This is a genomic window from Albidovulum inexpectatum, from assembly GCF_002927635.1.
GTDB classification, from domain to species: domain Bacteria; phylum Pseudomonadota; class Alphaproteobacteria; order Rhodobacterales; family Rhodobacteraceae; genus Albidovulum; species Albidovulum inexpectatum.
Map to the genome: position 1 here is coordinate 161,243 of NZ_PRDS01000002.1, position 25,358 is coordinate 186,600.

24 protein-coding genes and 1 tRNA gene are annotated in these 25,358 nt (G+C 64.4%); 14 read left to right on the forward strand and 11 right to left on the reverse strand.

The window, feature by feature from the left end; all coding sequences use genetic code 11:
- Window positions 1-12: 12 nt before the first annotated feature.
- A complete protein-coding gene (locus tag LV82_RS04095; RefSeq protein ID WP_104069455.1) occupies window positions 13-1,830 on the forward strand; it encodes an ABC transporter ATP-binding protein in 1,818 nt (605 codons plus the stop codon).
- Here LV82_RS04095 and LV82_RS04100 read toward each other — a convergent pair.
- Together LV82_RS04100 and LV82_RS04105 are read right to left on the reverse strand one after the other, a co-directional pair.
- The gene (locus tag LV82_RS04100; protein WP_104069456.1) at window positions 1,827-2,297 is read right to left on the reverse strand and encodes a DNA polymerase III subunit chi; all 471 of its coding nucleotides are present in this window, start codon (window positions 2,295-2,297) and stop codon (window positions 1,827-1,829) included. The two genes, LV82_RS04095 and LV82_RS04100, sit on opposite strands and share 4 nt — an antisense overlap.
- Window positions 2,297-3,757 (reverse strand): leucyl aminopeptidase, encoded by a 1,461-nt coding sequence (locus LV82_RS04105; protein ID WP_104069457.1) that lies wholly within the window; start codon window positions 3,755-3,757, stop codon window positions 2,297-2,299. The genes LV82_RS04100 and LV82_RS04105 overlap by 1 nt, the downstream gene beginning before the upstream one ends.
- A 127-nt stretch (window positions 3,758-3,884) precedes the next feature.
- Here LV82_RS04105 and lptF point away from each other — a divergent pair, with 127 nt between their 5' ends.
- The 6 genes from lptF (at window position 3,885) to rsmA (ending at window position 11,436) form a co-directional block, all read left to right on the forward strand.
- Complete coding sequence (gene lptF / locus LV82_RS04110) at window positions 3,885-5,018, forward strand: LPS export ABC transporter permease LptF (protein WP_245873062.1); 1,134 nt, start codon at window positions 3,885-3,887, stop codon at window positions 5,016-5,018.
- Window positions 5,015-6,109: an LPS export ABC transporter permease LptG gene (gene lptG, locus LV82_RS04115; protein ID WP_104069458.1), complete on the forward strand. Its 1,095-nt coding sequence runs from the start codon at window positions 5,015-5,017 to the stop codon at window positions 6,107-6,109. The genes lptF and lptG overlap by 4 nt, the downstream gene beginning before the upstream one ends.
- Entirely contained in the window at window positions 6,109-8,277 is a 2,169-nt protein-coding gene (locus LV82_RS04120; protein WP_104069459.1) for an LPS-assembly protein LptD, read from the forward strand. The genes lptG and LV82_RS04120 overlap by 1 nt, the downstream gene beginning before the upstream one ends.
- Window positions 8,278-8,347: 70 nt before the next feature.
- Entirely contained in the window at window positions 8,348-9,610 is a 1,263-nt protein-coding gene (locus tag LV82_RS04125; RefSeq protein WP_104069460.1) for a peptidylprolyl isomerase, read from the forward strand.
- Window positions 9,611-9,616: 6 nt separating this feature from the next.
- On the forward strand, window positions 9,617-10,603 hold the full coding sequence (gene pdxA, locus LV82_RS04130) for a 4-hydroxythreonine-4-phosphate dehydrogenase PdxA (protein ID WP_104069758.1): 987 nt from the start codon (window positions 9,617-9,619) through the stop codon (window positions 10,601-10,603).
- The gene (rsmA, locus tag LV82_RS04135; RefSeq protein ID WP_104069461.1) at window positions 10,591-11,436 is read left to right on the forward strand and encodes a 16S rRNA (adenine(1518)-N(6)/adenine(1519)-N(6))-dimethyltransferase RsmA; all 846 of its coding nucleotides are present in this window, start codon (window positions 10,591-10,593) and stop codon (window positions 11,434-11,436) included. The genes pdxA and rsmA overlap by 13 nt, the downstream gene beginning before the upstream one ends.
- Window positions 11,437-11,536: 100 nt before the next feature.
- Here the strand turns inward: rsmA and LV82_RS04140 are convergent, their stop codons facing one another.
- The 5 genes from LV82_RS04140 to speB form a co-directional block, all read right to left on the reverse strand.
- A complete protein-coding gene (locus LV82_RS04140) occupies window positions 11,537-12,244 on the reverse strand; it encodes a DUF4167 domain-containing protein (protein ID WP_104069462.1) in 708 nt (235 codons plus the stop codon).
- A gap of 269 nt (window positions 12,245-12,513) precedes the next feature.
- Window positions 12,514-13,347 carry a peptide chain release factor N(5)-glutamine methyltransferase gene (gene prmC, locus LV82_RS04145; RefSeq protein WP_104069463.1) on the reverse strand — a complete coding sequence of 278 codons (834 nt, stop codon included), beginning with the start codon at window positions 13,345-13,347 and terminating at the stop codon, window positions 12,514-12,516.
- On the reverse strand, window positions 13,347-14,408 hold the full coding sequence (gene prfA / locus LV82_RS04150; RefSeq protein WP_104069464.1) for a peptide chain release factor 1: 1,062 nt from the start codon (window positions 14,406-14,408) through the stop codon (window positions 13,347-13,349). Before prfA ends, prmC begins: the two co-directional genes overlap by 1 nt.
- Window positions 14,409-14,447: 39 nt before the next feature.
- Window positions 14,448-14,918 carry a DUF1499 domain-containing protein gene (locus LV82_RS04155; protein ID WP_104069759.1) on the reverse strand — a complete coding sequence of 157 codons (471 nt, stop codon included), beginning with the start codon at window positions 14,916-14,918 and terminating at the stop codon, window positions 14,448-14,450.
- On the reverse strand, window positions 14,915-15,880 hold the full coding sequence (gene speB, locus LV82_RS04160; RefSeq protein ID WP_104069465.1) for an agmatinase: 966 nt from the start codon (window positions 15,878-15,880) through the stop codon (window positions 14,915-14,917). The genes LV82_RS04155 and speB overlap by 4 nt, the downstream gene beginning before the upstream one ends.
- Before the next feature lie 227 nt (window positions 15,881-16,107).
- Here speB and mazG point away from each other — a divergent pair, with 227 nt between their 5' ends.
- The 4 genes from mazG (at window position 16,108) to LV82_RS04180 (ending at window position 20,655) form a co-directional block, all read left to right on the forward strand.
- Window positions 16,108-16,983, forward strand: a complete 876-nt coding sequence (gene mazG, locus LV82_RS04165) for a nucleoside triphosphate pyrophosphohydrolase (protein WP_104069466.1) — start codon at window positions 16,108-16,110, stop codon at window positions 16,981-16,983.
- A gap of 90 nt (window positions 16,984-17,073) precedes the next feature.
- A complete protein-coding gene (locus LV82_RS04170) occupies window positions 17,074-18,078 on the forward strand; it encodes a Fe(3+) ABC transporter substrate-binding protein (RefSeq protein WP_104069467.1) in 1,005 nt (334 codons plus the stop codon).
- A gap of 161 nt (window positions 18,079-18,239) precedes the next feature.
- On the forward strand, window positions 18,240-19,181 hold the full coding sequence (locus LV82_RS04175; RefSeq protein ID WP_104069468.1) for a nucleoside hydrolase: 942 nt from the start codon (window positions 18,240-18,242) through the stop codon (window positions 19,179-19,181).
- A gap of 46 nt (window positions 19,182-19,227) precedes the next feature.
- Window positions 19,228-20,655, forward strand: coding sequence for a protein adenylyltransferase SelO (locus tag LV82_RS04180; RefSeq protein WP_104069469.1), 1,428 nt, complete (start codon window positions 19,228-19,230; stop codon window positions 20,653-20,655).
- Window positions 20,656-20,663: 8 nt separating this feature from the next.
- Here the strand turns inward: LV82_RS04180 and LV82_RS04185 are convergent, their stop codons facing one another.
- Window positions 20,664-21,311: a DUF2238 domain-containing protein gene (locus LV82_RS04185; RefSeq protein ID WP_342750172.1), complete on the reverse strand. Its 648-nt coding sequence runs from the start codon at window positions 21,309-21,311 to the stop codon at window positions 20,664-20,666.
- Window positions 21,312-21,376: 65 nt separating this feature from the next.
- Between LV82_RS04185 and LV82_RS04190 the strand changes: the two genes are divergently transcribed.
- Together LV82_RS04190 and LV82_RS04195 are read left to right on the forward strand one after the other, a co-directional pair.
- Window positions 21,377-22,081, forward strand: a complete 705-nt coding sequence (locus LV82_RS04190; protein WP_104069471.1) for an endonuclease/exonuclease/phosphatase family protein — start codon at window positions 21,377-21,379, stop codon at window positions 22,079-22,081.
- A 45-nt stretch (window positions 22,082-22,126) separates the two neighbouring features.
- A tRNA-Gly gene (locus LV82_RS04195) sits at window positions 22,127-22,200 on the forward strand.
- 23 nt (window positions 22,201-22,223) lie between these two features.
- On the opposite strand, the gene LV82_RS04200 is transcribed toward LV82_RS04195, so the two are convergent.
- Together LV82_RS04200 and LV82_RS04205 are read right to left on the reverse strand one after the other, a co-directional pair.
- A complete protein-coding gene (locus LV82_RS04200; RefSeq protein WP_104069761.1) occupies window positions 22,224-23,195 on the reverse strand; it encodes an agmatinase in 972 nt (323 codons plus the stop codon).
- Window positions 23,196-23,258: 63 nt separating this feature from the next.
- The gene (locus tag LV82_RS04205; protein ID WP_104069472.1) at window positions 23,259-23,858 is read right to left on the reverse strand and encodes an HNH endonuclease; all 600 of its coding nucleotides are present in this window, start codon (window positions 23,856-23,858) and stop codon (window positions 23,259-23,261) included.
- A 200-nt stretch (window positions 23,859-24,058) separates the two neighbouring features.
- Here LV82_RS04205 and LV82_RS04210 point away from each other — a divergent pair, with 200 nt between their 5' ends.
- The gene (locus LV82_RS04210; RefSeq protein WP_104069473.1) at window positions 24,059-24,508 is read left to right on the forward strand and encodes a VOC family protein; all 450 of its coding nucleotides are present in this window, start codon (window positions 24,059-24,061) and stop codon (window positions 24,506-24,508) included.
- A 166-nt stretch (window positions 24,509-24,674) separates the two neighbouring features.
- On the opposite strand, the gene LV82_RS04215 is transcribed toward LV82_RS04210, so the two are convergent.
- Window positions 24,675-25,340, reverse strand: coding sequence for an alpha/beta hydrolase (locus tag LV82_RS04215; RefSeq protein ID WP_104069762.1), 666 nt, complete (start codon window positions 25,338-25,340; stop codon window positions 24,675-24,677).
- Window positions 25,341-25,358: the final 18 nt, after the last annotated feature.

The following is a 25,358-nucleotide window of genomic DNA, read 5'->3' on the forward strand; positions in this document are numbered from 1 at the left end:
GGACGCCCCCGAATGGCCCAGAGCACATCTGATAGTGACAACGCCCGCGGACTGGCGCGCCTGATCGGCACCAACCTGTTCCGCCGCCTGATCGCTGACGGCATTCGCTCGCAGGCGGGCACCTATGGAATTGCAATTGCCGCGATGGTGGTCGTCGCGCTGACCTCTGCCGCGACCGCCTGGGTCATGGAAGGCATCGTTGACGCCATGACCGATACCGGCAATCGCGCGCGGGTCTGGGGCGTGGCCGGGCTGGTCGCCGTGATCTTCACGATCAAGGGCGTGGCCTCCTACGTCCAGGCGGTGGCAATGAAGCGCGCCGGCAACCGCATCGTGGCCCGCCAACAATTGCGACTTTACCTCAAGATGCTTCGGCAAGGCGTTGCATTCTTTGATGGAACCGAATCATCCAACCTGTTGATGCGGGTCACGAACAGCGCCCAGGCCGCGCGCGAGATGATCAACCTGTTCGTCACGACGGGTGTCAAGGACGTGTTGACGCTGATCGGCCTGGTCGCGGTCATGGTCTACCAGCAGCCGCTTCTGTCATTCGTGGCGCTGATCATTGGGCCGATCGCGATGCTGATCCTGCGTCGACTTCTGGGCAAGGTGCGGGCCATGGCGCGGGCCGAGACGACCTCTCTGGCCGAGATCATCCGCATAATCCAGGAAACTTCGGGCGGGATCCGGGTCATCAAGGTCTTTGGCCTGGAAGACCGCATGATCGACGAGATGCGCCGCGCCGTCGCCCAGGTCGAACGGCGGGCCAATTCCATTGCCCGGCTCGAGGCCATTCCAAGCCCTCTGATGGAGATGCTGTCGGGATTTGCGATCGCGGCCGTGGTCCTGATCAGTTCGGTCGATCTGGGCGGCGAACCCACCAGCGCCGGACAGCTGATGTCCTTCGTCACCGCGCTTCTGATGGCCTATGAGCCGGCCAAGCGGCTGTCCCGCATCCGTATCCAGGCCGAAAACCTGATGACGCGGGTGCAGCTGATGTTCGACATCCTTGATCAGCCGGACACGATGCTGGAAGCCCCCGACGCGGTCGAACTGCAGCCCGGACCCGGTGAGGTCAGGCTTGACCACGTTCGTTTCGGCTATCGCGACGGGCGCCCCGTCATCCCGGACCTGACACTGACATTCGAGCCGGGCAAGACAACGGCGCTGGTCGGTCCATCGGGCAGCGGCAAATCGACTGTCTTCAACCTTGTCATGCGGCTGTACGACCCCGATGCGGGCGCGGTTCTGATCGACGGTCAGGACCTGCGGCGCGTGACATTTGCCTCGTTGCGCAGGCGGATTTCATTCGTCGGTCAGGACACGTTCCTGTTTTCGACCACGATCATGGAAAATATCCGCTGCGCCCGGCCCGAGGCCACGGATGACGAGGTGATCGCCGCCGCCCGGGCCGCGCATGCGCATGATTTCATCATGGCATTGCCCGACGGCTATCAGACCCAGGTCGGAGAGCGCGGCAACTTCCTGTCGGGCGGTCAGCGCCAGCGCATCTCGATCGCACGCACCATCCTGCGGGATGCCGAAATCCTGCTGCTGGACGAGGCCACCAGCGCGCTCGACGCCAGCTCCGAGGCGGCAATCCGCGATACCTTGCAGGAAATCACGCAGGGGCGCACGACCATCGTGATTGCCCATCGGCTGTCCACGATCCTGCAGGCGGACCGAATCGTCGTGCTGAACGACGGCCAGATCGTCGAATACGGCACCGCGGCCGAGCTTCTGGAACGTGGCGGGCTGTTCCGTCAGCTTTACGATCAGCAGTTCGGCGGCATGATCCTGCCCGATTCAGGCGCGGGCGACGACCTCTAGCCGCGTGCCGGACGCTCGGCCTTCTTCTGCCAGCGCCCGTCCTCTTCGCTCCAGTATTGCGCGCCTATTCCCGCGCCGGTCAGCGTCTTCCACTGGGCCCTCGCGCGGTCCAGCGCGGCCGGGTCGTTTCCGTCGAAGAGGATGCAGACGCGCGCCAGTTGCGCGCATTCGTCCGACGTGACCTCGGCCCCGTCCATGGCCATCAGGCATTCCGCCCCGTTTGGCCTGTCCTTCGACGTTGTCAAGAGAATGGGCTGGGCCGCGTCATGCGGCCCGCCCGCGATCCCATGGGGCAGAAAGCGCTCTTCATCGCCCAGCCACAGCTTCTGGTCCAGCCAGTCCAGCCGCGCCGCATCGGTACCGCGCACCACCACGTGCCAGCCCGCCTGCAGTGCCTTTGGCAGCAGCATCAGCAGAGCGGCATCCACGGGCGAGCGCGTCAGATGGTAGAAGAGCGCATCGCCCATCAGGCCTCCATCATGTCACGCACCAGCCGATCCAGCGTCATGACGCCCCAGCCCGTGGCGCCCTTGGGCGCCAGCGGCGTGGCCTTTGGCGGCAACGTGACGCCCGCAATGTCGATATGGCACCAGGGCAGATCGTCGCGCACGAAGCGGCGCAGGAAACGCGCGGCCGTGATCGACCCGGCCGGGCGACCGCCGACGTTCTTCACATCCGCAAGGCGCGACTTGAGCTGTTCGTCGTAATCGGTGTCCATTGGCATCAGCCACGCGCCTTCGCCCTCGGCACGCGCGGCCTTCAGCAGCGTCTGGGCGAAAGATTCATCATTGGTAAAGACGCCGGCATTCTGATGCCCAAGGGCGATGATGATGGCGCCGGTCAGCGTGGCCAGATCGACGATGGCGCGCGGCTTGAAACGGTCCTGCGCGTACCACAGCACATCGGCCAGGACCAGCCGCCCTTCGGCATCGGTGTTGATGACCTCGATCGTGTCGCCCTTCATCGAGCGCACGATGTCGCCCGGCCTTTGGGCGCGCCCATCGGGCATGTTCTCGACCAGGCCGATCAGGCCCACGACATTGGCGCGCGCCTTGCGCCGCGCCAGCGCGCGCATCGTGCCCGCGACGACGCCCGCGCCGCCCATGTCCATGGTCATCTCTTCCATGCCCTGCGCCGGCTTGATCGAGATGCCGCCGGTGTCGAACACGACCCCCTTGCCGACCAGCGCAAGCGGCGCCTCGTCGGGGTTGCCGCCACGCCATTGCATGACGGCAACCTTCGAGGGGCTTTCCGATCCCTGCCCCACCGCCAGAAGCGCGCGCATACCCAGCCGCTCGAGCTCGTCCTCTTCCAGGATCTCGACCTCGAGACCAAGATCGGTCATCTCCTGCACGCGACGGGCGAATTCCGTCGTGGTCAGTACGTTGGCCGGCTCGTTGACCAGGTCGCGGGTAAAGCAGACGCCTTCGGCCACGGCGGCCAGAGGCACAAAGGCTTCACGCGCTTCCTCGACCTTTTCGCACATCACACATGCAGCACCTTGCGGCTTGGACTCGCTGCGATAGGCATCGAAGCGATAGCCACCCAGCATCACGCCCATCGCCAGGTCGGCCACCCGGCCGAATTTCGGCGCCAACACGGTGACGCCCTTTTCCCCGATCGCCTTCCCGATCGTGGCGCCCGCCTTGCGCGCCTCGGCCGGTGCGGCGCGGCGGGACAGCTTGACGATCTGAACGGCCTCGGCCGCGACGCCCGCGGGGAAGGCGATCTCGATGGCCTCGCCTTCCTTCAGCTTTTCCCAGCGCGACGAAGAAACCGCGCGCCCGATCGCGCCGCGCAGTCGCCGGTCCAGCCTGCGGGTCAGCGAATCCAGCGTACCTTCCGGCGCGGCCAGAACCGCGATACGGCCTTCGGTTTCGGACAGCGGCTCGAGTTCGGGGGCAGTGAAAGTGACGGATACGGACATGCCGTGCGACTCCTGTGTTCCTTGGTCTGGCCGGACCCTAGCGCCGGGTCGGGCGATTTGCCAGATACCAGTTTTCCCCGCCCGTCCGATCGGCTAGGGAATAGGCAGGTCCAGGGACGATTGAGGCATGATCCGCAGATTCGACCGATATTTCCTGTCGCGGCTGATGATGCTGTTCGGCTTTTTCGCGCTGATTCTGGTCGCGGTCTATTGGGTCAATCGCGCGGTGCTGCTGTTTGATGAGCTGATCGCCGATGGCCAGTCGGCCTGGGTCTTCTTCGAATTCACGGCCCTTACGCTGCCCAATGTCGTGCGGCTGGTTCTGCCCGTCGCCGCTTTCGTGGCGGCGGTCTACACGACCAACAGGCTGTGGGCGGAAAGCGAACTTGTCGTGGCCCAGGCTGCCGGCATGTCGCCATGGCGCATGGCCCGGCCGGTCGCCCTGTTCGGGCTGATCGTTGCGCTGATGATGGCGGTGCTCGTGCATGCTCTGGTGCCCGCAAGCCGCAGCGCCCTGAATGCCAAGCGGGCCGAGATCACCGCGGACACGACGGCCGGCCTGTTGAAGGAAGGCACCTTTCTGCACCCGGCCAAGGGCCTGACCGTCTACATCCGTCAGATTGATGACACCGGGGCCCTGCGCGACATCTTTGTCTGGGATGATCGCGCCGAAGGCGAGCAAATCACCCATACCGCGCGGCGCGCCTTCCTTCTGTCGGACAACGAGGGCGTACGGCTGGTCATGTTCGACGGCATGGCCCAATCGCTTGATCGCGATAGCCGGCGGCTTGCCGTCACCCGGTTTTCGGAATTCTCGCTCGACCTTGCCGCGCTGGGAACGCAGATCGGGGATCGGCGGCTTGATCCCGACGAAGTATCGACAATTTCGCTTTTGCGGGCCGATCCGCAGGTGCAGGAACGCTTGCGCATCTCGCCGGACATGATGCGCTATGCCGGGCATGAACGCTTTGCCCAATCGCTTGTCGCTCTAGCCGTGCCGCTGATCGGGTTCGGCGCGCTGATGACAGCAGGGTTCAGCCGCTTCGGCCTGTGGCGCCAGATCGTCCTGGCCACGAGCCTGCTGGTCGCGGTTCAGTTCCTGGTGAACGGCGTGGCAAGCCAGATCTCGGATCGCCCCGAATTGTGGCCCGCGGTCTATCTTCCGCCCCTGGTCGCGCTGGCAGCTGCATGGGGACTTCTGTTTGTCGCCGGGCGACCTTGGCGCAGGCGTGCAGGTTCGGCCATGGCGGTGCCGTCATGATCCTGTCGCGCTATCTCGCCCGCCGTTTCGCGGCAACCTTCGCGCTGGTTCTCACGGGCTTTTTCGCGGTCCTTTACCTGATCGAACTGGTCGAGCAGATCCGCCGCTTTGCCGGCCATGACATCGGCCTGGGGGGCGCGGCGCGGCTGGCTGCCCTGAAGGCGCCCGAGACGGTGTATCGCATCTTGCCAATGGTCACGATCCTTGCGGCAATCGCGCTCTTCGTCGCGCTGGCGCGATCATCGGAGCTGGTCGCCATCCGCGCGGCCGGGCGATCGGCGCTGCGGATGCTGGTTTCGCCGCTGCTGACGGCCCTTGCGATCGGCGCGGTCGCGGTTGCGGTCCTGAACCCGGTCGTGGCCGGTCTGTCGAAACGCTATGAAAGCCTTGCCGACCGCTATCGCAGCGGCGAGGAGCGCGTGGTTTCCGTCTCCTCGGAAGGTCTGTGGCTGCGCCAGGGCGGCGAGCAGGGCCAGACCGTGATCCACGCCGCACGCGCCAGCGCCGAGGGAACGACCCTGACGGACGTGACCTTCATCACCTTCGGCCCGCTAGGCCCGGTCGAGCGTCTTGACGCGGCCCAGGCCGAGCTGACGCCCGGCGCATGGGTCCTGAGCGATGCGAAGCGTTGGCGTTTCGTCGCCGGGGCCAATCCCGAGGCCGATGCGGTTCTGCACCCCAGCTACCGGCTGGCGACGGATCTGACGGCCGAGCGGATACGCGACAGCCTTGGCGATCCGTCGGCCATCGCGATCTGGGATCTGCCTGATTTCATCCGCGCGCTGGAACAGGCGGGCTTTTCCGCACGCAAGCACCTGGTCTGGTTGCAGATGGAGCTGGCATTGCCGCTGCTTTTGGTCACGATGGTATTGGTCGGCGCGGGATTCACGATGCGCCACGCGCGGTCGGGCCGGACCGGCATTTCCGTATTGCTGGCAATTCTTTCGGGCTTTGCGATCTTTCTGCTGCGAAACTTCGCACAGGTCCTGGGCGAAAACGGCCAGATCCCCGTAGCCCTGGCCGCATGGACACCGCCCGTGGCCGCCGCCCTGCTGTCGCTCTCGCTGATCCTGCATCTGGAGGACGGGTGATGCCGCAGATTCGCCTCTTCGGCCGGTTCTGGCGCGCGGCCTGGTTCTGGGCATGGGCGGCCTTTCTCGTCTCGGCCTTGCCGGTCGCGGCGCAGGACCTGGCCACACTTCTGGCCGATCGTGTGGCGATCGACCGTGACGATCGGTTGGTCGCGGAAGGGTCGGTCGAGGTCCTCTATCGTGGCGCGCGCCTGACCGCGCGGCGTATCGTCTATGACGCAAGGACCGACCGCCTGACGATCGAGGGGCCGATCTGGCTGAGCGACCCGTCGGGTGCGGTTCTGATTGCGGACGCCGCGGATCTGTCACGCGATCTGAGCGATGGCATCCTTCAAGGCGCACGCATGGTCCTGCAGGACAGGTTGCAGATCGCTGCCGAACGCATTTCACGCCAGGAAGGGCGCTATACCATTCTCGACCGGGCCGTCGCCTCGTCGTGCGAGGTCTGCCCCTCGAACCCTGTCCCGCTTTGGGAGGTCCGCGCCCGCCGCATCACGCATGACCAGACCGAACGCCAGATCTACTATGAAGGCGCACAGCTGCGGGTGGCGGGGCTGCCGGTCTTCTGGTGGCCCTGGCTGCGGACGCCCGACCCGACGCTGGATCGCGCGACCGGATTTCTTTCGCCGTCGATCCGCACCACCACGGAACTGGGTATCGGCATTCGCGTCCCCTATTTCATCACGCTTGGAGACAGCCGCGATCTGACCGTGACGCCCTATGTCTCTTCCTCGCGGACGCGAACGCTGGGCCTGCGCTGGCGCGAGGCACGGCGAACCGGCAGCTATACGCTGGAAGGCGCGATCAGCCGCGACGCCCTGGTGCCCGACGAGACGCGGTATTACCTGTTCGGCGATGGCACATTCGCCCTGCCGCGCGATTTCACGCTTGATTTCCAGATCCAGACGGCAAGCGACGATGCCTATCTTCTGGATTATGGCCTCAGTGACACCGACCTGCTTGACAGCGGCATGACCGTTGCGCGGACCCGGCGCGACAGCCATGTCGAGGCGCGGTTGTTCAGGTTCTGGTCGCTGCGCGACGGTGACGACAACCGGACATTGCCCAGCATCGTTGCCGATGCCGAGTTCATGCGCCGTTTCCGGCCCGCCCTGATCGGCGGCGAAGGCCAGCTGACGCTGGAGTCGCACCTCCACCGCAGATCGTCCCAGACGGCCACCGACGCGGATGGCGACGGGGAAATCGACGGCCGCGACGTCGCGCGCCTGAGCATCCAGACCGATTGGCGCCGCAACTGGCTGTTGTCGAACGGAATGATCCTTACCGGCGGCGCGCAGGCGCGGGCGGATTTCTATTCGATAGCGCAGGATGTGACTTATCCCGCCACCGTCACGCGGCTGACTTCACGCGCCATGGTCGAGCTGCGCTGGCCCTGGGTCCGGGCCGGCGGTACGGGCGCGACCGACGTGCTCGAGCCCGTGGCGCAACTGGTCTGGGCGCCGAATGATGTTGACGACGTGCCGAACGAGGACGGCAGCCATGCCACTTTCGACGAAGGCAATCTTTTCGAATATGACCGCTTTTCGGGAACCGACGTGCTGGAGCTGGGGACGCGCGCCAATCTTGGGCTGAGCTGGACCCGTTACCATCCGGATGGCTGGGCCATGGGTACGGTCGTCGGACGTGTCTTCCGGGCGAAGGATCTGGGTCAGTTCACTGCGTCTTCGGGACTTTCGGGCCAGTCCTCCGACTGGCTGGTCTCTGCCCGGATCGACAGGGGTTCCGATCTGTCCGTGCTGGGCCGCGCCCTGATCGACGACAGCCTGGACATTGCGCGCGCGGAACTGCGCCTGATGCGCCAGAAGGGCAGCTATGATCTCTCGGCCGGCTATCTGTGGCTGACGGCCGACACCGGCGAAGATCGCCCCACCGATACGTCGGAATTGTGGCTGGATGCGGGATGGGACGTCTCGGACGGCTGGCGCGCCTCGGTCTCGGGCCGATATGACTTCATCGCCAACCGCGCGGCGCGGGCCGGGTTCGGTTTGCAGTATCGGACCGATTGCATCCTGGTGGACCTTTCGCTGTCGCGTCGCTACACCTCGTCGGCAAGCGTGACGGCAGACACCAGCATCAATCTGGGCGTCGAGCTGACGGGGCTTGGGTCATCAGGGGCAAGCGCAAAACGCCGGGCTTGCGCGCGATGACGTGGCAGGACAGTCTGTGGCAAGAGCAGAAGCAAAGAATACCGGCAGGGCACAAGACGGAACGAATGACATGATCAGACAGCTCATCCTTGGCACGCTGGCCTCGATTGCCTTCATGACGGGCACGACCGCGCAGGCCGGCCCGTTCTCGCCCGCGATCACGGTCAACGACTCGGTCATCACCGAATACGAGCTGGACCAGCGCGTTCGTTTCCTGACCCTGCTGGGCGCGCCGGGCGACGTGCGCGAATTGGCGGAACGCGATCTGATCAACGACCGGCTTCGGCTTCAGGCCGCGCGTGATCTGGGCATCACGCTGAGCGAACAGCAGATCCGCGCCGGAATGGAGGAATTCGCATCCCGCGTGAACCTGACGCCCGAGCAATTCATCCAGGCCATTGGCCAGGGCGGCGTCGCGCCCGAAACCTTCCGCGACTTCGTTCAGGCGGGCCTTGTCTGGCGCGATGTCGTCAGGGCAAGGTTCCTGCCCCGTGTATCGATCTCGGAAACCGAGATCGACCGGGCGTTGTCGTTGCCCGCGCAGCGTGGCGCCGGGCCTCGCGTTCTTCTGTCCGAGATCATCCTGCCGGTCACGGCGGCCAATCAGGCCGACCAGCGCGATCTTGCCCTGCAGCTTGCCGGGCAGATCAGGACCGAGGCCCAGTTCGCCGAGGCTGCGCGCAACTATTCCGCGGCGCCATCGCGCGAAAATGGCGGACGCATCGGATGGATCCCCCTGACCAACCTGCCGCCGCAGGCCCGGCAGGTGATACTGCAGATGGGCAACGGTCAGGTCAGCCCCCCAATTCCGGTTGGCAATGCCATCGCGATCTTCCGGCTGCGCGGCATACAGAACGGCGGCAAGATCGCACCGGGCGCGATCAGTGTCGAATACGCCCAGGCACTGCTGCCCACCGACGGCTCCGCGGTTCGCATCGCGGGCGCTGTCGATACCTGCGACGACCTGTATCGTGTGCTGCCGGCCGAATCCGTGACCCGGCAGACCGTGGTCCAGACAGCGTTGCCCCGCGATATCGCCGACGAACTGGCAAGCCTGGACGACAACGAGATCTCGACCCGTTTGCGGCGCGGAAACGCGACGGTTCTGTTGATGCTTTGCCGCCGTTCGGCGACGCTGGCCATGGGTGAGGAGACAGGCATCCCGGTTGCGGCACCCCGGCCGGATGCGCCGGCGGTCAATCCGGAGCTGGGCTTTGGCCAAGGCCCCAGCCGCGATCAGGTACGCGAGGAGCTGACTAATCAGCGCCTTGCCGCCCTGGCAGCGGGGTATCTGGAGGAACTGCGCGCCAATGCCATCATCGTGCGCAACTGAATGCCGATGCCGGACCTTCCGATAGCGCTGACCTGCGGCGAACCCGCGGGAATCGGCCCCGAGATTGCCTGGAAGGCGCGCCTGGAACTGGGCGCGCGATTGCCCTTCTTCTGGATCGGCGATCCGGGACACCTGCCCCAGGCGGCGAAATGGCGCGAGATACGGCGCGCTGCCGAGGCGATGACGCTGCCTGCCGACACGTTGCCCGTACTGCGCCACGATTTTCCCGCCGCCCGCATACCCGGCCAACCGGACCCGGCGAATGCGGCGGGTGTCGTCGCCGTGATCGAAAGGGCCGTCCAGCTTGTGCGACGCGGCGAGGCCGCCGCCCTGTGTACGGGCCCGATCAGCAAGAAGGCGCTGATCGAAGGCGCAAACTTCGCCTTTCCCGGCCATACCGAGTTTCTTGCCCATCTTGCCCAGGTCGATCGTGTCGTGATGATGCTGGCCTGTCCCGGGCTGAGGGTGGTTCCGGTGACGATCCACGTCCCGCTGGCAAGGGTCCCGGGCGCGCTGACCCCTGACCTGCTGCGCGACACGATCCGCATAACGCATGATGCGCTGCGCCGCGATTTCGGCCTGACATTGCCGCGGATCGCGGTTGCCGGACTGAACCCCCATGCAGGTGAAGGCGGCGCCATGGGGGACGAGGAAATCCGCATCATCGCTCCCGTCCTAGAGGAATTGCGCGCCGACGGTCATGCGATCCGCGGCCCGCTTTCTGCCGATACGATGTTTCACAAGGACGCTCGGGACGGGTATGATGTGGCAATCTGCATGTATCACGATCAGGCGCTGATCCCGATCAAGACGATCGACTTTGCCGGCGGCGTGAATGTCACGCTGGGCCTGCCCTTCGTGCGGACTTCACCCGATCACGGCACGGCGCTGGACATTGCCGGCACCGGCCGCGCCGATCCCGCAAGCCTGATTGCCGCGCTGCGCATGGCGGCCGACATGGCCAGCCGCAGGGGGACGCCATGGCAGGCATAGACGACCTTCCGCCCCTGCGCGCGGTGATTGCCGAACACGGAATCGCCGCGAAGAAGTCGCTGGGGCAGAACTTTCTGCTGGATCTGAACCTCACCGCCCGGATCGCCCGCGCAGCCGGCGACCTTACACAATGCGATGTGCTCGAGGTCGGCCCCGGTCCCGGCGGCCTGACTCGCGGCCTGTTGGCCCAAGGCGCGCGCAAGGTCCTGGCGATAGAGAAGGATGCCCGTTGCCTGCCCGCCCTGGCCCAGATTGCCGACGCCTATCCGGGCAGGCTGGAGGTTCTCAATGCCGATGCACTGGAGGTCGATCCGCTTCAATATCTGACCCCGCCAATACGCATCGTGTCCAACCTGCCCTACAATGTGGGAACCGAGCTGCTGACCCGCTGGCTGTCGCCCCCGGACTGGCCGCCTGTCTGGGAAAGCCTGACGCTGATGTTCCAGAAGGAGGTCGCACAACGCATCGTCGCGCGTCCGGGTGACAAGGCCTATGGGCGTCTGGCGATCCTGGCGCGGTGGCGCACCGATCCGGCCATCGTTCTGACCCTGCCGCCGGAAGCCTTTACCCCCGCACCCAAGGTCCATTCGGCGGTCGTCCATCTGAAAGCGCTGCCTGAACCTCGGTTCCCTGCGGACCCGAAGGTTCTGAATCGCGTCGTCGCCGCCGGGTTCAACCAGCGCCGCAAGATGCTGCGGTCGTCTCTGAAAACGCTGGGGCCGGATATCGAACAGAAGCTGAGCGAAGCGGGAATCCCCCCGACGGCACGGGCCGAGGAGATCGATCTGGAATCATGGTGTCGGCTGGCCCGGGTAATCGCCCGCCAAGACTGATGCGATGGTTCTTCGAATACGCCGCAGCACCAGGCGGCCGACATGAAAAACGGGGCGCAGCAGCGCCCCGTTCGTCATTCATCCAACATGGCCCCTGCCGTCACTCGGCCGCGTCAGCGGGCGTTTCCGGCGAGGCGTCGGGCTTGCCGTCGGAACCTGCGGACTCCTCTGCCTGATCGGACTTGCGCGTACGCGGCTTGCGCGGGCTGCGCTTGCGCACGGGCTTGGCCTCATCGGCTGGCTGATCATTCTTCGCGCCGTCGTTTTTTCCTTCGTCGCCCACCGGCGCAGCAGAGGTCGCGGATGCCTGATTTTCATCGATCTTCGATTCCGGCGTTTCGACCAGAACCTCGTCATCGTCCTTTGTCGAGACGCTTGGCAAAGCGTCATCACGCTGGCGCGAGTCGCGGTCATTGCGGCGACGGTTGCGGCCCCGGTTTTCCTCGCCCGAACCGCCCTGCTGCTGGCTGCCGGATTCGCCCTGCCCGCCCGCGTGCTGATTTTGCTGGTTCTGCTGCTGGTTCTGCTGCTGAGCCTGCCGCGCTTCCTGTTCACGCTGCATCTCACGCTGAGCATCGCTCAGCAAGCGCGTGTAATGCTCGGCATGCTGCAGAAAGTTCTGTTCGGCAACGCGGTCGTTGGACAGCTGAGCATCACGCGCCAGCGCCAGATACTTGTCGATGATCTGCTGCGGCGTGCCGCGTACCTTGCCCTCGGGGCCCGAGGACTCGAACACCCGGTTCACGATATTGCCGAGCGGACGCTGCCTGTTCGATTTCGAGCGCGAACGGTTCTTGGAAGATCTCATAATGCTTTCGTCTGTTCAGGCCATAGGGCTGTAGGTTTCTTGCCCGGCGTCTGTGCCGCACCTGTCAAGTTCGGCTAATCTGCGGTCGTTTTGTGCAGGGCAAACCAGTTCGGGGCTGGGTCAAATCACCGCCCGGAACGGCCTCTTTAATGCACGGCGCCGCGCTGTGAGCAAGCGGAAATTCACCGCATTCCGAAATTGTGGTGGATTTCCGCAACAGTATGTCAGATCGCTGCCCCGATGCGCAAGAACCCGCTGCCCGGTCCGCATCACGATTGCGCGCAGACAACCCGGTCCCGGCCGTCAAGATCGCGCAGCACCTCGATGCCGTGCAAATCCGCATCTGCAAGGATCCTGCAGACATCCGCGGCCTGTGTCGGGCCAATCTCGAGCAGGACCCGCCCTCCGGGCGCAAGAACCCGGCCGATTCCTGCCGCGATCGCGCGATAGGCCTCCAGCCCGTCACCGCCGGGCGTAAGCGCCAGATGCGGCTCCCATTCGCGGACCTCTGGGGACAGCCGCGCCATTTCATCCAGCGAAATATAGGGTGGATTGGAAACGACCAGGTCAAATCGGCCCTGCACATTGGTGAGCCAATCGGACTGAACGAATTCCGCCCTGTCCGACAGGCCAAGGGCCGCGGCATTTTTCCTGGCGACCTGCAGCGCGGCCGGGGAAACATCCACCCCAACCCCTTGGGCCGCTGGCCGATGGAACAGACAGGACAGCAGAATACAGCCGGTCCCGGTTCCCAGATCCAGAACGCGCTGGAACGGTCGCGCCAGGGCGGCTTCGACCAGCAATTCGGTTTCCGGGCGCGGGTCCAGCGTGTCGCGCGTCACGCAAAAGGAAAGGCCAAAGAATTCCCGCCGGCCAAGGATCTGGCTGACCGGTTCCCGCGCGGCGCGGCGCGCGACCAGGCCGCGAAAGGCGTCCGCCTGATCGTCTACCAGATCCTCGGACAGTAGCAGGGTCACGCGGTCGGGCGCCACTCCAGCGGCATGGGCGAGAAGCCGGCGCGCATCCCTTTCAGGCGTGTCGATCCCGGCCGCCCGCAGGGCCCGCACGGCTTCGGCTAGCAGACGCGATGCGCGCTCGGCCACTATGATTGGCCTTCCATCTCGGCCAGCCTTGCGGCCTGGTCGGCGGCGATCAGGGCGTCGGTCACCTCGGTCAGATCGCCCTGCATGATCTCGCCCAGCCGATACAATGTCAGCCCGATACGGTGATCGGTCATCCGGCCCTGCGGGAAGTTGTAGGTGCGGATGCGTTCCGACCGGTCGCCTGTCCCGACCTGGGCCTTGCGTTCGGCCGCACGCTGTTCGGCGGCCTTTCGACGCTCCATGTCATACAAACGGGCGCGCAGGACGGCCATCGCATTGGCGCGGTTCTGATGCTGGGATTTCTCGGAACTGGTGACCACAATCCCGGTCGGAATATGCGTGATCCGCACCGCCGAGTCGGTCGTGTTCACATGCTGCCCACCCGCGCCCGATGCCCGCATCGTATCGATGCGAATGTCGGAGTCGGGGATCTCGATCTCGACATCCTCTGCCTCGGGCAGAACGGCGACAGTCGCGGCCGAGGTATGGATGCGTCCACCCGCCTCGGTTTCCGGCACGCGCTGGACCCGATGCACGCCGGATTCGAATTTCAGTCGGGCGAAGACGCCCTCGCCCGCGATCCTGGCAACGACTTCCTTGATCCCCCCCAGCTCCGTTTCGGACAACTCGAGGATTTCGAAGCGCCATCCCTGCCGTTCGGCGAATTTCTGATACATGCGCAGAAGGTCCGCGGCGAACAGCGCGGCCTCCTCGCCGCCCGTTCCGGGACGGATCTCGAGGATCGCAGGCCGGGAATCGGCCGCGTCCCTGGGCAACAGCGCCAGCTTCAGTCGCTGCTCCATCTCGGGGATACGGGCCCGCAGGGCCGGGATCTCTTCCTCGGCCAGCGCGCGCATTTCGGGGTCTTCCAGCATGGTTTCGGCCTCGGCCAGGTCGGACAATGCCTGACGATAGGCCCGAATTTCGGCCACGACGGGCTTCAGCTCGGAATATTCCCGGCTCAGGCGCGCAATATCCGCCGGATCGGCGCCGGCAGACAGTCGTGCCTCGAGATATTCGAGTCGCTGTACGATCTGGTCGAGCTTGTCATGCGGTATCATGGCGCGGGTTTGGCGTCTGGGGCGTTCCGGGTCAAGGGGTCAGGCTTGTGCATCCGCCAGCCGGGCCAGCCAGTCACGCAGCCGCGCGGCGTTCACGCCCATGTCGCTGTACCCAAAGCGCAGCCGGGCGTGGATCGTCACGATTGCCCCGCCATCCGCAGCGCGCGCCTCGGCGGTGGTGTAATCGGGAAATCCAAACAGGCGCGACCGCGTGATCCAGGTGATCCGCCCCTGCGCGGGATCGCCCGCAAGCCGCACTGTCCGCGGCGTGGACCGCGCGATGGCGTCAAGTTGCGCAAGGGCTTTCTCGGGGGTCACACCCTGCAGTCGGATCAAGGCATGGGCGCCGCCGGTCTGTGGCAGAACGGCCTCTGGCCCCGGCGGCTGCGGGGCAAGGTCGGCCGGCAATCGCGGCGCCACATGCCAACGCGTAGGATCAGAGGGCGCAAGGCGAATCCATGCAAGACCCGCGCCCACCAGGGCAACGACAACTATCAGGACCGGTTTCACGTGCTTCTCCGCATCCACAGATACAGGCAGATCAGTTCATGCGCGACATGGGCACCCGCGATGGCCGTCGCCCCGGTCGTGTCATAGGCCGGAGAGACCTCGACCACGTCGCCGCCCACCAGCCGAACACCCGCGATGTCGCGCAGAATGGCAGCCGCCTGCCACGAGGCAAGCCCACCCCAGACGGGGGTTCCCGTCCCCGGCGCGAAAGCGGGATCGAGACAGTCAATGTCAAACGTCAGATAACAGGGATGGTCACCCACGATCCGGCGGATGCGCCGCGCAACCTCGGCCGCGCCCTCTTCGTGCACGCTGCGTGCATCGATCACGTTCATGCCCATGAAGTCGTCATTATGCGTGCGGATGCCGATCTGAACAGAACGGGCGGGGTCGATCAGACCCAGCTTGATTGCCTTGTAGAACATGGTGCCATGATCGATCCGGCTCATGTCGTCGTCGGGCCAGGTGTCGGAATGGGCGTCGAAATGGATCAGCGACAAGGGCCCAAACCGTTCCGCATAGGCCCGCAGGATCGGAAACGTCACATAGTGATCGCCGCCAAGGGCAATCGTTCCGGGGCCAGCCTGCAGGATGGTACGGACATGATCGGTCAGACGGTCGGGAAAGGCCGCGACATCGGCATAGTCGAAAGCCAGGTCGCCATAGTCGACGATGTCGAATTCATCGAGCGGCGAGAAGCCCCAGCCATAGGGCGGGTCGAATGGCTGCAGTGTCGAAGCCTCGCGGATCGCGCGCGGTCCGAAGCGCGTGCCCGGCCGATTCGTGACGGCCTGATCAAACGGAACACCGGTTACGACCAGATCGACCCCCGACAGATCCTTGGTATAGCGCCTGCGCAGGAAACTGGTCGCGCCGCCAAAGGTATTCTCGAAGGCCAGTCCACGCCGCTCGGGTCGCGTGAAGGCCAGATCGACCTGACGCTTCGCGTCTTCCAATGCCATCCGATTGCTCCGTCATCTGGATGCCCCATCCGTGTGGGGCGGCCGCACCGCCTTGGCCGACCTTTGTCACTGGCGTCATTCGTGCCGGAGACGCCACCGATCCGGTGCGCCAAGCCAAGCGCCGACCGCATTGATTCGTCAAGCCAAAGACACGTTCAGCCGACCCGGTGGACTTCGGCCAATCTGTCGGCTTAGCTGCCGCCAAGATATGCAACAGGAGACAGCAGATGTCTGACAGCAGAAAGACCCCCGGCAAGGAGGCGTCCGATCGTCTGGTCCATGACCCGCAGGGCGGCATCGCCCGGCTGGTCGAGATCATGGCGCGCCTGCGCGACCCCGAGACTGGCTGCCCCTGGGATATCGAACAGACATTCGACACGATTGCGCCCTACACGATCGAAGAGGCCCACGAGGTCGCCGATGCGATCGAGCGTCGTGACTGGCAAGACCTGAAGGGCGAACTGGGCGATCTTCTCTTCCAGTCCGTCTATCATGCGCGCCTGGCCGAAGAGGCCGGCTTGTTCGATTTCGACGCGGTCGTGCGCCTGATCTGCGACAAGATGATCGCCCGCCACCCGCATGTCTTTGGCGATGAGAGTCGTGACAAGACAGCCGAACAGCAGACCCGAGACTGGGAACGTATCAAGGCCGCCGAGCGCGCCAGCAAGGCAAATGCCGGGGTTCTGGACGGTGTGGCCCTGGGCTTGCCGGCCCTGACCCGTGCGGTCAAGCTGCAGTCACGCGCCGCACGCGTCGGTTTCGACTGGCCGGCAACTGATCAGGTACTGGACAAGATCGCCGAAGAGACACGCGAACTTGTCGAAGCCCGGCAGAACAAGAGCCAACAGGACGTCTTCGAGGAGTTCGGCGATCTGTTGTTCGTCATGGCAAACCTTGCGCGCCATCTAAAGATTGACCCGGAAGCTGCTCTGCGTGCGGCAAATTCCAAGTTTACGCGCCGTTTCAAGGCGATCGAGGCCGAACTTGCCCGGCGCGGCAAGACCCCCAGTGACAGCACCCTGGAAGAGATGGACGCGATCTGGAACCAGGTGAAGCAGACAGAGAAGCAGCACCATTCGGACGAGGTCGCTTCCACACCCTGAAAATTTTTCCGATTTTTTTTGTCGGGTATTGACGGGGGAATCCGGCTCGGCAATAACGCCGCCATAACCTGACAAAAGGAGTCGTGAATTATGACCCGCATGCCCATCTTTGCCCTGGCGCTTGCCGCAATTGCCACCCCGCTGGCCGCCGAAGAGGTGAACGTCTATTCCCTGCGGCAGCCCGAACTGATCCAGCCGCTCTTCGATCGCTTTACCGAAAAGACCGGGATCGAAGTGAATGTGGCCACGATCGACAAGGGCATGGTCGAACGTCTTGTCAACGAAGGCGACCGCAGCCCGGCCGATCTGGTCATGACCGTGGACATCGCGCGCCTTGCCGAGGTTGTCGATGCCGGCGTGACCCAGCCTGTCGAGTCAGAGGTCCTGACCGCCAACATCCCCGCGGAATTCCGCGATCCGGGCAACCAGTGGTTCGGCCTGACGACCCGTGCGCGCGTCGTCTATGCCAGCAAGGAACGCGTGGCCGACGGCGAGGTAACGACCTACGAAGACCTGGCCGATCCCAAATGGAAAGGACGCATCTGCACGCGTCCGGGCACCCATGACTACAATCTTGGCCTGACGGCCGCGATGATCGAACATCACGGCATCGACTATACCCGCGAATGGCTGAAGGGCCTGAAGGCGAACCTGGCCAAGAAGCCCGAAGGCAACGACCGCGCGCAGGTCAAGTCGATCTGGGCCGGCGAATGCGACATCAGCCTGGGCAACACCTATTACATGGGCAAGATGCTGGAGGATCCCGAGCAGCAGGAATGGGCGAACTCGGTCCGCATCATCTATCCGGTCTTTGAAAATGGCGGCACGCACATGAACGTCTCGGGCGTGGCCATGACCAAGGCCGCCCCGAACCGCGAGGCCGCGTTGAAACTGATGGAATTCCTGGCCTCGGACGAAGCACAGCAGATCTATGCCGAGCTGAACTACGAATTCCCCGTCAAGCCCGGCGTAGCGCTGTCGCCCGTGGTGGCAAGCTGGGGCGAATTCACGCCCGACACGCTGAACCTGATGGATGTCGCGCGTTCGCGCCCGGCGGCCCTGAAGCTGATGGAAGAAGTGAACTTCGACGGCTAAATTGCCAAAATATTGACTTTTCGGCTCCGGGGGTCACCCCGGGGCCGTTTGTGTCTTCTTGATGTGCCGGATCCGACGATCTTCGACTGGACCCGTGGACAATTCCCCGCACTCGGGGCAGCCTTCGCGCAAATCGACGACAGATACGGGAAACAAGCCACATGACGCGCCCACGCAAGATCATCATCGACACCGATCCCGGTCAGGACGATGCCGTGGCCATCCTTCTTGCGCTCGCTTCGCCCGAACTGGAGCTTCTGGGCATCACGGCCGTTGCGGGCAACGTGCCGCTGGCCCTGACCGCGCGCAATGCCCGGATCGTCTGCGAACTGGCCGGCCGCACGGATATACGGGTCTTTGCCGGCTGCGACCGGCCGATGAACCGCGATCTTGTCACCGCCGAATATGTCCACGGAAAGAGCGGCCTTGACGGGATCGCCCTGCCCGAACCGACGATGCCCCTGGCCGAGGGGCACGCCGTGGATTTCCTGATCCAGACCCTGCACGACGAGCCCGAAGGAACCGTTACGCTGTGCCCGATCGGGCCGCTGACCAATATCGCAACGGCCTTTCAGCGCGCGCCCGGCATCGTCCCGCGCGTGGCGGAAATCGTTCTGATGGGCGGGGCGTATTTCGAGGTCGGCAACGTCACCCCCGCCGCCGAATTCAATATCTATGTCGATCCAGAGGCCGCGCGCATCGTCTTTGGCTCGGGTGTGCCGCTGGTCGTAATGCCGCTGGATGTGACGCACAAGGTCCTGACCACGCGCGCGCGGGTCGAGGCGTTTCGCGCCCTGGGCACGCGGGTCGGCCATGCCGTGGCCAGCTGGACCGATTTCTTCGAACGCTACGACATGGCGAAATACGGTTCCGAAGGCGCGCCGCTTCACGACCCCTGCACCATTGCCTATCTTCTGCAGCCGGACCTGTTTTCCGGCCGCCATCTCAATGTCGAGATCGAGACCGAAGGCCGTTTCACCACCGGCATGACGGTTGCCGATTGGTGGCGCGTAACCGACCGTCCCGCCAACGCCATGTTCATGCGCGACGTGGATGCGGATGGATTCTATCGCCTTCTGACCGAGCGGCTCGCACGCCTGTGACGCCTTTGGCCTTTGTTACGGCCGCGATGGCGCCTATCTAGGCTGCATGACCCTGAATATCGCCTTTGACAATTCCTATGCCCGCCTGCCCGAGCGTCTGTATGTGCGCCAGCGCGCCACCCCCGTACGCGCGCCGCAACTGATCGCCTTGAACGATGACCTGGCCCGGCGGCTGGGGCTTGAACCCGGGGAACTGCGCAGCCCTGAAGGCATCGCCTTCTTGTCGGGAAATGCCGTTCCCGAAGGCGCCGAGCCGCTGGCACAGGCCTATGCCGGTCATCAGTTCGGCGGCTGGGTGCCACAACTTGGCGACGGGCGCGCGCTGCTTGTGGGCGAAGTCGTGGCGCCCGATGGCGCGCGCTTGGACATCCAGTTGAAAGGATCGGGTCCGACGCCGTTCTCGCGGCGCGGCGACGGGCGGGCCTGGCTGGGGCCTGTCTTGCGCGAATATGTCGTCTCCGAGGCGATGGCCGCGCTTGGCGTGCCCACGACCCGCGCCCTGGCGGCATTGTCGACCGGCGAAACCGTCTGGCGCGAAACCGGTCTGCCCGGCGCGATCCTCGTGCGCGTGGCCTCCAGCCACATTCGCGTGGGTACGTTCCAGTACTTCGCCGCGCGCGGCGATACCGAGGCCCTGCGACTGCTGACCGACCATGTCATCTGCCGGCACTATCCCGATGCGGACGGCCCCCTGCAACTGATCGTTGCCGTGGCCGAGGCGCAGGCGCGACTGATCGCGCGCTGGATGGCACTGGGCTTCATTCACGGCGTGATGAATACCGACAACATGGCCGTATCGGGCGAGACGATCGATTATGGCCCCTGCGCCTTCATGGACGTCTATCACCCGGAACGGGTCTTTTCCTCGATCGACCAGTTCGGCCGCTATGCCTATGGCAACCAGCCGCAGATCGCGCTGTGGAACCTGGCCCAGTTCGCGTCCGCGCTGCTGCCGCTTCTGGGTCCCGAGGATCAGGCGATCAAGGATGCGACCGAGGCGATCAACCGCTTTACCCCCGTCTATCAGTCCGAATGGCTTCGGCTGTTCGGCGCCAAGATCGGGCTGGAGAATCCCGAACCGGATGACGCGGCATTGATCGGCGATCTGCTCTCGATCATGGCGGCGCAAGAGGCCGACTTCACGCGTGTGTTCCATGGTCTGGGACATGACACCGCCGCGGGGGAATTCCGCGACCCTGCCCCGTTCCATGAATGGCGGCGGCGCTGGCGCGCGCGGCTGGCGCGGCAGGGTGCCGATCCCATGGCCATCATGCGCGCATCGAACCCCGCGATCATCCCGCGCAACCACCGGATCGAACAGGCCATCAAGGCCGCGCTGGAGGGCGACTTCGCGCCATTTCATCGCCTGTGCGAAGCCACCAGACGCCCCTATGCCCCGCACGAGGAGGACCACGATCTCATGGCCGCGCCGCAGCCGGACGAGATCGTGCGCCGAACCTTTTGCGGCACTTGACGAAAATTTTAGCGTCGAAAGCGCCGGAACTTGTGACGGTTGCGCTGGATGAAGTCCTTGATGAAGAAGGTCAGCCCGCCCAGTTCCTTGCCCTTCAGATAGGCAAACCCGGACATCGCCCCGATCGCAGCCCCGATCGTGTCCACGATCAGGTCGCCCATCGTGTCCATCAGGCCCGACTTCTGCATGTTCGTGCCGAATGTCTGGTCCATGGCGAATTCGAAGATCTCCCACAGGGCGCCTATGGACAGGGCGAAACAGAACCCCATGAAGGCAACGGCCCATGGCGGCGCGGCATAGCGGTCGCCCTCGAACAGCATCAGCATGAAAAGGAAACCGATCAGGCCAAAGCCCAATGCCGATCCGCCATGCAGGGCGATATCCCACCACCAGAACCGGTTGTAGAAATCCATTGCCTCGCCCAGGAAGATCGTCGCGAAGACGAACACGACGATGGCCGCAAAGAAAGACGTCGGCAGGCGGATTCCGAAACGCTGCGTAAAGAAGACCGGCAGCAATGACAGACCAAAGGTCGCCACGGAAACGAATGCAAGCGACCACCGAAACTCCACCAATGCGGCAAGAAAGGCCACGGCAAGAACCGCCCAGATAACCTGGACCACAAGAGGCTGGCGGCGAAGTCGCTTGTACCACATGCGCCCCATCTAGGGGCAGAGCCGGAGATCTTCAACATTCATCGCCGAACGACTAAGTCATTGGCATGCGCCTGCGGCTTGCCTCATACAACCTTCACAAGTGCCTCGGCATGGACCGCAGGCGCAAGCCTGCGCGCAACGCCAAGGTCATCGCGGCGCTGAACGCCGATATCGTCGCCCTGCAGGAAGTGGATCACCGCCTGGGTCAGCGTCCGGCCGCCATGCCCATGGGCTTGCTGGAACGCGCGACGGGCCTGCGGGTGCTGGCTTTCGCGCTGGACGGGCCCAGCCTGGGCTGGCACGGGCAGACGATTCTTGTCCGCCCCGAGATCGCGCCCATCGCGCTGCGCCGCATCGTCCTGCCGGGGCTGGAGCCGCGCGGCGCGGTTCTGGCCGAGCTGGAAACCCGCGCGGGCCCCTTGCGCGTGATCGGCGTGCATCTGGGCCTTGTCAAGCGCAGCCGGGTGATGCAGCTGGCGGCGATCCGGGCCGCGATCAGCCACAGGCCCGTCATGCCGACCGCGATTCTGGGCGATTTCAACGATTGGTCAGCCTCGGGCTGCGGCGAACATCTGGCGCCGGACTTTCGCCTGCACGCCCCGGGCCGCACCTTTCCGGCGCCCGGCCCGATGGGCGCTCTGGATCGCATCGCCGTCGGGTTCGGGTTGCATCTGATCGATGCCGGAACGTTCCAGGCACCACCGGCGCGGATCGCATCGGACCATCTGCCCATCTGGGCCGATGTCTGGATCGGCAGTCCGGATGACTGACCCTCTTGCACGAAGTCATGAGCCGCGATAATGAACGGCCCAGAGGCGGGTGTAGCTCAATGGTAGAGCAGCAGCTTCCCAAGCTGACGACGAGGGTTCGATTCCCTTCACCCGCTCCATCACCCCAAGTCTTTCCAATTGCTCATGTGGTGGGCTTGCGTTCGGCCTCGACCATGACGCACAGGATTTCGAACAAGAGCGATGCCGCCAGCCAGGCCGTTCCCCCCGTGGGATCAAGCGGCGGAGAAACCTCGACGAGATCGGCCGCGACGATGTTCAGACCACGGCATTCGCGCACCACGCACATCGCGTCATAGGCGTTCGGCCCGCCCCATTCGGGCGTGCCCGTGCCAGGCGCGACCGAGGGATCGACGAAATCAATATCGTAGGACAGATAGGCAGGGCCGCTTCCGACGATTTCGCGCGCCTCTGCCATCACGTCAGGGATACCGCGATCAAACATCTCTTCGATCGTGACGATGCGAATGCCGTGGTCGCGCGCGAAATCGCGATCGGCGCTGTCATACATCGTACCCCGAATGCCAATCTGGACCATGCGGCCGGGATCCAGCAGCCCCTCCTCGACCGCCACGCGAAACGGGTTGCCGTGCGTCAGGGCCGAGCCGCCGAAATAGGGTGGAAACAGATCGGTGTGGCTATCGAAATGAACCAGTCCCAACGGGCCATCCGCAGCCAGAGCGCGCAGGATCGGCAAGGTGCACAGGTGGTCGCCACCCACGGCGATGGGCCGAATGCCCCGCGCGCGCAGGCCGGCGAAATGGTCCTGAAACCGGCGCAACGTATCGCCATTGTCAACCGGATTGGGGTTCACGTCGCCCAGATCGGCGCAGTTCACGGCCTCGAACGGGCGCAGGCCCGTGACCGGGTGCTGAGCCCGGACCATAGTGGACAGGTCGCGAATCTGCCTTGCGCCGTGCCGCGCGCCGCTACGGTTCGTGACGCCGCCATCCCAGGGAAGTCCGACAAAACCGATCTGGACATCCCCGATACGCGGATGATCCATGCCCAGATGGGGCAGCCGCATGAAGCTGGGCACACCCGCAAAGCGCGGAAGATCCATCCCTGAAACCGGCTGAAAGAACCGATCGACCATGTGTCCCCCTTTGGCGTTGGCCAGCATCCCCCCGAATGCATACGGCAACGCCGGGAAGCAGATTCAGGCCTCGAGCTCGGCATCCCAATACAGGAAGTCCGTCCAGCTTTCGTGCAGATGGTTTGGCGGAAAACGCCTCCCGATCCTTTGCAGATCCTCGGCCGTCGGGCGATAAGGTTTGCGACGCAAGGTCAGGCCTGACCGCTCCAACGGTTTGTTCGCCTTGCGCAGATTGCAGGGCGAACAGGCGGCGACGACGTTTTCCCAGCTTGTCACACCGCCCAGCGACCGCGGCAGAACGTGATCGAACGTCAGATCGCCCTTCGAGCCGCAATACTGACAGGAAAATTCGTCGCGCAGAAAAAGATTGAAGCGCGTGAAGGCCACGCGCTTCTTGGGTTTCACATAATCCTTCAGAACAACGACCGAGGGTATCCGTATCGCCATCCTCTGCGACCGGACGACCCTGTCATATTCCGCAAGGATCGTCACGCGGTCCAGGAAGACCGCCTTGATCGCCTCTTGCCACGGCCATAGGGACAGCGGGAAGTAGGAAAGCGGCCGAAAATCGGCATTCAGGACAAGTGCCGGATAATGCCGAATGGCGGCGGGATCCCGTACGAATTCGGTTCTGAAGTCCTGATGGGCGCCATCTTGCAGCATGGCATCGTCCTCGTCTGCGCGGGCAGCGGGGACGGACCGGTTTCAGCCGTCCCGGCAACAGCCCTGGGCGGGTTGTCCGAACGGCCCCGGCGGGCGGGTCCGCCCAACTTATCCACAACTATATATGGCGTATGGCGTCTGACAAGCCCCGCCATCTGCGCTATGCTTCTATTCCATGCAGATCACGGGAAGATGACACGATGCCTAGGGTAACCGGAACGCTGGAGGCCGCCCTTTATGCCACCGATCTGGATCGGGCCGAAAGGTTCTACACCGATATCGTCGGACTGACGGTCATCGCGCGCAAGCCGGGGCGGCACGTCTTTTTCGCCGTCGGCCGGTCGGTACTGCTGGTCTTTGATCCCCGCGCAACCCTGTCCCCGCCCCGCCCGGACGCGGCTTTGCCCGTTCCCGCACATGGCGCAACCGGCCCTGGGCATTACTGCTTTCGCGTGGACAGGGACGAACTGGATGCCTGGCGTTTGCACCTGGAACGCCACGGGATCGCGATCGAAGCCGAAATCGCATGGCCGAACGGCGCCAGATCGATCTATGTCCGCGACCCGGCGGGCAATTCGATCGAATTCGGAGAAGAGGCGCTGTGGTTCAGCCCCGGTGCGACAGATGCCCCGGATGACGGCGATCGCTGACGCGCACGGGGACCGGCTGGCTGACCATAGGCGGTAGAGACGCCACGATCCCCGCCCCCACCAGAATGGCTGCGAAAGCGGTCAGCGCGACTAGCAACATTCTTCCGTCTCCCTCAACGTTCTGGTTCGAAAGTTAAGCATCGCCCAGGGGGTTTCAAGCCCCAATTCAGCCCTGCGGCAATTTCTGGCGCAAGAACCCCAGCGCGGCCGACAATCCGTCCGGAGATATGCCATGGCCCGTGCCCTTCATGACATGGGCGTAGGTCTCGAACCCCGCCTGGGACAGCGCCTGCCCCGCGACCTGCATGTCGGCAAAGGGAACCATCGGGTCCTGATCGCCATGACACAACAATACCGGCGGTTTGCTGACGGCTTCCTTTTCAAGCAGTTCGGGGTCAAGCAACCGCCCCGAGAACCCGACGATCGCCGCGACCGGTTCGGGCCGCCGCGGCAGAACATGCAGCGCCATCATCGTGCCTTGCGAGAACCCGACCACGGCAAGCTGATCGGGAGTCATTGCCTCTTCGGCCAGCCGTGCATCGATAAAGGCATTCAGATCATCGACCGATTGACGAAAGCTTGCGCGCGATTCCTCTTCGCTGGAACCGTCCAGCCAGGGAATGGGGAACCACTGATACCCGAAAGGGTTGTTGCGGCACTTCTCGGGCGCGTCCGGTGCGATGAAGACCGTGTTGGGAAGATGCGGCGCCAAGGGATCGGCAAGGCCCAGAAGATCCGCGCCATCCGCCCCATAGCCGTGCAGGAAAATCACCATTGCATTGGCCTGCCCCGACTTTGCCGGCCGGCGTCCGAAACGCAATTCACGAATCATCTGCATTGTCTCCTTGCC

Excerpts from the sequence above, each read along its gene's own strand:
- LV82_RS04190 (WP_104069471.1), top strand. The coding sequence starts at position 21,377 with ATGCGCCTGCGGCTTGCCTCATACAACCTTCACAAGTGCCTCGGCATG.
- LV82_RS04095 (WP_104069455.1), top strand. The coding sequence starts at position 13 with ATGGCCCAGAGCACATCTGATAGTGACAACGCCCGCGGACTGGCGCGC.
- LV82_RS04200 (WP_104069761.1), bottom strand. The coding sequence starts at position 23,195 with ATGGTCGATCGGTTCTTTCAGCCGGTTTCAGGGATGGATCTTCCGCGC.
- LV82_RS04125 (WP_104069460.1), top strand. The coding sequence starts at position 8,348 with ATGATCAGACAGCTCATCCTTGGCACGCTGGCCTCGATTGCCTTCATG.
- rsmA (WP_104069461.1), top strand. The coding sequence starts at position 10,591 with ATGGCAGGCATAGACGACCTTCCGCCCCTGCGCGCGGTGATTGCCGAA.
- LV82_RS04140 (WP_104069462.1), bottom strand. The coding sequence starts at position 12,244 with ATGAGATCTTCCAAGAACCGTTCGCGCTCGAAATCGAACAGGCAGCGT.
- pdxA (WP_104069758.1), top strand. The coding sequence starts at position 9,617 with ATGCCGGACCTTCCGATAGCGCTGACCTGCGGCGAACCCGCGGGAATC.
- LV82_RS04215 (WP_104069762.1), bottom strand. The coding sequence starts at position 25,340 with ATGATTCGTGAATTGCGTTTCGGACGCCGGCCGGCAAAGTCGGGGCAG.
- speB (WP_104069465.1), bottom strand. The coding sequence starts at position 15,880 with ATGGCATTGGAAGACGCGAAGCGTCAGGTCGATCTGGCCTTCACGCGA.
- LV82_RS04180 (WP_104069469.1), top strand. The coding sequence starts at position 19,228 with ATGACCCTGAATATCGCCTTTGACAATTCCTATGCCCGCCTGCCCGAG.
- LV82_RS04205 (WP_104069472.1), bottom strand. The coding sequence starts at position 23,858 with ATGCTGCAAGATGGCGCCCATCAGGACTTCAGAACCGAATTCGTACGG.
- LV82_RS04170 (WP_104069467.1), top strand. The coding sequence starts at position 17,074 with ATGACCCGCATGCCCATCTTTGCCCTGGCGCTTGCCGCAATTGCCACC.
- LV82_RS04120 (WP_104069459.1), top strand. The coding sequence starts at position 6,109 with ATGCCGCAGATTCGCCTCTTCGGCCGGTTCTGGCGCGCGGCCTGGTTC.
- LV82_RS04105 (WP_104069457.1), bottom strand. The coding sequence starts at position 3,757 with ATGTCCGTATCCGTCACTTTCACTGCCCCCGAACTCGAGCCGCTGTCC.
- LV82_RS04185 (WP_342750172.1), bottom strand. The coding sequence starts at position 21,311 with ATGTGGTACAAGCGACTTCGCCGCCAGCCTCTTGTGGTCCAGGTTATC.
- prfA (WP_104069464.1), bottom strand. The coding sequence starts at position 14,408 with ATGATACCGCATGACAAGCTCGACCAGATCGTACAGCGACTCGAATAT.
- LV82_RS04100 (WP_104069456.1), bottom strand. The coding sequence starts at position 2,297 with ATGGGCGATGCGCTCTTCTACCATCTGACGCGCTCGCCCGTGGATGCC.
- mazG (WP_104069466.1), top strand. The coding sequence starts at position 16,108 with ATGTCTGACAGCAGAAAGACCCCCGGCAAGGAGGCGTCCGATCGTCTG.
- LV82_RS04175 (WP_104069468.1), top strand. The coding sequence starts at position 18,240 with ATGACGCGCCCACGCAAGATCATCATCGACACCGATCCCGGTCAGGAC.
- LV82_RS04210 (WP_104069473.1), top strand. The coding sequence starts at position 24,059 with ATGCCTAGGGTAACCGGAACGCTGGAGGCCGCCCTTTATGCCACCGAT.
- lptG (WP_104069458.1), top strand. The coding sequence starts at position 5,015 with ATGATCCTGTCGCGCTATCTCGCCCGCCGTTTCGCGGCAACCTTCGCG.
- lptF (WP_245873062.1), top strand. The coding sequence starts at position 3,885 with ATGATCCGCAGATTCGACCGATATTTCCTGTCGCGGCTGATGATGCTG.